The organism is Ferroglobus sp. (genome assembly GCF_015521575.1).
Classification (GTDB): Archaea; Halobacteriota; Archaeoglobi; order Archaeoglobales; family Archaeoglobaceae; genus Ferroglobus.
This window is the reverse complement of record NZ_WANY01000138.1, coordinates 1-4,211: the sequence shown is the minus strand read 5'-3', so window position 1 is coordinate 4,211 and position 4,211 is coordinate 1. Positions and strand designations below refer to the sequence as shown.

The 4,211-nt window shown below is 44.4% G+C and carries 5 protein-coding genes and 1 pseudogene; 5 read left to right on the top strand and 1 reads right to left on the bottom strand.

The features are described from left to right. The 5 genes and pseudogenes from narH to F7C14_RS05790 form a co-directional block, all read left to right on the top strand. A pseudogene (narH, locus tag F7C14_RS05810) lies at positions 1–255 on the top strand (nitrate reductase subunit beta); the annotation flags it as partial. Beyond that, complete coding sequence (gene narJ, locus F7C14_RS05805) at positions 252–824, top strand: nitrate reductase molybdenum cofactor assembly chaperone (protein ID WP_290900801.1); 573 nt, start codon at positions 252–254, stop codon at positions 822–824. The pseudogene narH and the gene narJ, both read left to right, overlap by 4 nt. Beyond that, positions 818–1,519, top strand: coding sequence for a respiratory nitrate reductase subunit gamma (locus F7C14_RS05800; protein ID WP_290900799.1), 702 nt, complete (start codon positions 818–820; stop codon positions 1,517–1,519). The genes narJ and F7C14_RS05800 overlap by 7 nt, the downstream gene beginning before the upstream one ends. Positions 1,520–1,534: 15 nt before the next feature. Further along, complete coding sequence (locus F7C14_RS05795; protein ID WP_290900797.1) at positions 1,535–2,848, top strand: nitrate/nitrite transporter; 1,314 nt, start codon at positions 1,535–1,537, stop codon at positions 2,846–2,848. 12 nt (positions 2,849–2,860) lie between these two features. Further along, positions 2,861–3,280 (top strand): universal stress protein, encoded by a 420-nt coding sequence (locus tag F7C14_RS05790; RefSeq protein WP_290900795.1) that lies wholly within the window; start codon positions 2,861–2,863, stop codon positions 3,278–3,280. A gap of 70 nt (positions 3,281–3,350) precedes the next feature. On the opposite strand, the gene F7C14_RS05785 is transcribed toward F7C14_RS05790, so the two are convergent. Next, positions 3,351–3,569 (bottom strand): hypothetical protein, encoded by a 219-nt coding sequence (locus F7C14_RS05785; RefSeq protein ID WP_290900792.1) that lies wholly within the window; start codon positions 3,567–3,569, stop codon positions 3,351–3,353. Between the last annotated feature and the right edge of the window lie 642 nt (positions 3,570–4,211).

Sequence of the window (4,211 nt, the reverse complement as noted above, 5' to 3'; positions counted from 1 at the left end):
GAGAGACTCGTCGCTTTGAGGAAGTACATGAGAGCGAGAAACGTCGGAGAGCAGCCTGACGAAGATAGCCTGAGGAAAGCGGGTCTTGATGCCGAAAGCGCTGAGAGACTGTATCGCTTACTAACCATAGCGAGCTACAATGAGAGGTACGCCATTCCAACTCTCCATAGGGAATACCTTGACGTTGCATCTTCAGAGGAGAGGAAGGGAGGAAAAGGATTCGGCATATCGATCGGACCGAGGGGAGGACTATGAGGAAAGTGAAAGACTGCTACAAACTCCTATCAAAACTTTTGCAGTATCCCAACGATCTCGTTGAGATTAGAATTGCTGCGGAAGAACTCTACAAACTGATAAAAGATATCGAATCTGAAGAAATCGAAGAAGCGAAGAAAGAGTTCGAGAAATTTATCGAGTTTCTCAAAAAGTCGAATATAGAAGAAATCGAAGAAGAGTACGTAAGAACTTTCGATTTATTCCCCCTCTGTCCCCCTTACGTCTTCCACCACGTTTGCGGGGAAAGCTACAGAAGAAGCGAGTACCTCGTTAAGCTCGTGGAGATCTACAGAGAACATGGATTCGAACCGGAAAAAACCCTGAGAAAAGAGCTTCCCGACCACATAGCCATGATAACAAGCTTCTTGGGAGAGTTGGAAGATAGACGAAACTTTCTGGAATTTATCATAAAAGGTTTAAATAAAATGGTTGATACCGTGAAGAAGAAAGAAACTCCATACAAAGCACTTATTCTCCTAACCCACGCTTTATGCTCCGCAGATCTAAAATTTTGGAGTAAAAAATTGGAGGGGGTGATCGAATGTTAGACACGCTAATTTTTGTGGTATTGCCGTACGCTGCGATAGCTCTCGCTTTATTCGTCACGCCCTATCGGTATTTCAAAAACAGACTTGACTGGAGCGCATTTTCAACCCAGTTCTTAGAGAGAAGAAAGCTCTACTGGGGCAGCATCCCCTGGCACTACGGAATCGTAATTGTTCTTGCTGGTCACCTGATAGGATTTCTGTTTCCATCAGCTGTGCAGAGCGTCCTTTCGAATTTCTCCTTGCTTATCGCGTTAGAAAGTATAGCGCTGTCTCTCGGATTGCTTGCGTTGGTGGGCAGCGTAATTTTACTGATTAGAAGAGCTTCCGGGATAGTTAGAGCTGTCACAAGCTATTCCGACTGGATAGTCCTTCTGCTTGTGCTCAACCAAGCAATAACCGGAGTCTACATGGGAGTTTTCGCCAGATGGGGGATGGAATGGTATCTACACACTGCAGTACCGTGGCTTTATTCACTGCTCACGCTAAATCCGCAAATAGGCTACGTTTCCGAGCTGCCACTGGTTTTCAAGCTTCATGTAGCTGGAGCATTTCTGATATTAGCGGTGCTTCCCTTCACGAAATTTGTGCACTTCCTCTTCCTACCTCTTGACTTCCTAAAAGATCCACCTCTGCTCTACAGATGGGCGAGTAGGAGGGAGAAGAAGGTGGTCATAGGAGAAACGAAAAAGATCTGATTTCGGGGGGTAAGAATGGCAAGTGCTGAGGAGTTGAAGAAGAAGTACGGTTTGAAGGGTGATCCGAGGGAGGGTTTGATAGCAGCAACCCTCGGATTTTTCGTAGGGTTTGCGGCAGTCGCTCTGTACGGACCTACCGCAAAAGAATTTAAGGACGTAATGGGTCTTTCGGGAACTTTGCTTGGATTACTCGTGGCTATACCCCAGCTAACCGGTTCGCTCTTCAGAATTCCTTTCGGTGCTTGGGTCGATAAAGTCGGTGGCAAAAAACCAATGCTAACGCTGCTATCCCTTTCAGTTATTGGAATGGCCGGTTTAACGACTCTGCTGTTTCTCTATTACCCCCACGGACTTACAATGGAGATGTATCCGCTCATATTACTCTTCGGAGCTTTGAGCGGTTGCGGAGTGGCTACATTTTCAGTCGGAATCCCTCAAACTTCCTACTGGTTCCCGCAGAAAAGACAGGGATGGGCTCTCGGGACTTACGCTGGATTAGGCAATACCGCTCCCGGATTTTTCACGTTACTCATCCCCTTCGCTTTAGCCGCTCTTGGATTGCCGGGAGCTTATTCGGCATGGTTCTTGTTCCTCCTTGCTGGAACGATAGTGTATGCGATCATAGCCCACGATGCCTACTACTTCCAGCTTGTAAAAAAGGGAGTTCCGAGGGATGAGGCGATAAAAATAGCAAAGGAGCTCGGACAAGAGCTCTTTCCCTCTGGAAAACTCGTTGACGCCCTAAAAATTTCCGCAAAAATAGGCAGAACGTGGGCTCTCGTTGCTTTGTACTTCACCTCTTTCGGTGGTTTTCTCGCCCTAACCACATGGTTCCCAACTTACTGGAGGCTTTTCCACGGTTTTGATATAAAAACTGCTGGAATTCTCGGAGGAGTTGGATTCTCTTTGCTTGCATCGTTTATCAGAGTTTACGGAGGTTATCTAAGCGATAAAATGGGTGGAGAAAAGACTGCGATAATGAGCTACACTTTAGTTTTAATAGGAGCAGGGCTTTTGACCATTTCAACAAGCTTCGCTCCAGCGTTGATAGGAGAGATCCTCATAGGGGCGGGAATGGGTATCGCTAACGCAGCGGTTTTCAAACTCGTCGCCAAATACGTTCCGGAAGCTGTTGGTGGAGCGAGCGGCTGGGTAGGAGGTTTAGGAGCTTTCGGAGGTTTCGTCGTTCCACCGATCCTTGGTGCCTTCGTCGATGCGTTCGGTGAGCTCGGATATGCAAGGGGATTCATCGTCTACGTGGCACTTGCTCTAATGTCGATAACGATATCCCTGATTTTGAAGAAGAAGTACGGGCACGAAATACACTGAAGGTGAGAAAATATGGAAAAAATAGTAGTGGCAATTGACGGATCGGAATTCGCAAACAAAGGGCTCGAAGAGGCAATAAAAATAGCAAAGAAGTTCAACTCAAAAATTTATTTAATCTACGTTGGAGAGCCGATAGACTTCGAAGAAGAGAGTTGCGCTGAAGCTTACAAAAATGCCACAGAAAACTACGCAAGAAAAATACTCGGTGAAGCAAGACAGAGAATAGAAAAAGAGGGGTTGGAAGCAGAAGAGATCTTCTGCTGGGGAAGAGCTGCAGAAGAAATAGTCTACCACGCTTCCAAAATAGGAGCTCAACTCATCGTAATTGGTTCAAGAGGAAAAGCTGTAGGTAGGTTCAAAAGAATGCTAATAGGAAGTGTCTCCAAAGAGGTCGCAGAAAGGGCTGAATGTTCTGTGCTTATTGTAAAATAGTTTTTTGTATTTATTAGATTTTATTTATCTTTTTGTTGAGTTTTCCAACCGAACTATTGAAAAATTTGCGCTAACTGACTTTCAATCCTCTTTTCATCGAGTTGTAGAAGTTTCCTGAGATAAGTTTTGATCGACATTTACCTTTCAATCCTCTTTTCATCGAGCTCTGTTGGAGATGAGAGTAACATCCCTCCTTCTGCTTGACGCTTTCAATCCTCTTTTCATCGAGCCTATCTTCTGGATTCATGTTGTCCTCTCCGATTTCGTCAACTTTCAATCCTCTTTTCATCGAGGAACTCGCTTGCGAGATGTCTTAAGGTAGCTCCTAAATTCAAAGTCTTTCAATCCTCTTTTCATCGAGAAGTATTGTATGATGGATACGGGACGGTGTTAGAGGAAGGCTTTCAATCCTCTTTTCATCGAGTTACCTATGGGTCGTAAAGCTCGATTAGGTAAACTCATCGTAGCTTTCAATCCTCTTTTCATCGAGTGCAGATGGAAGAACTGAGAATGGTTGGATTGTTTGGATATACTTTCAATCCTCTTTTCATCGAGTCGGCTAAGAAAAAGTTCGCAGATTTTGCTCGCTCTTTCAACTTTCAATCCTCTTTTCATCGAGGTTCTTGTAAATCTAGCCGAATAAAGACTTGGCGTATTCTGAACCACTTTCAATCCTCTTTTCATCGAGAGGAACTCTCTGAAATGCTTAATATCTAAAAATTTAGTTATCTTTCAATCCTCTTTTCATCGAGCTTTGAGCTTAGCCCTAATCTTCACTACCTCCACCTCCTTAACTTTCAATCCTCTTTTCATCGAGTTGGTGAAGGTAGAACACTAATAAGCAAACATCATACATACTTTCAATCCTCTTTTCATCGAGTTCGAACATTCCACGCAAGAAATCGAAAAACTCTCCCCAGAAGCTTTCAAT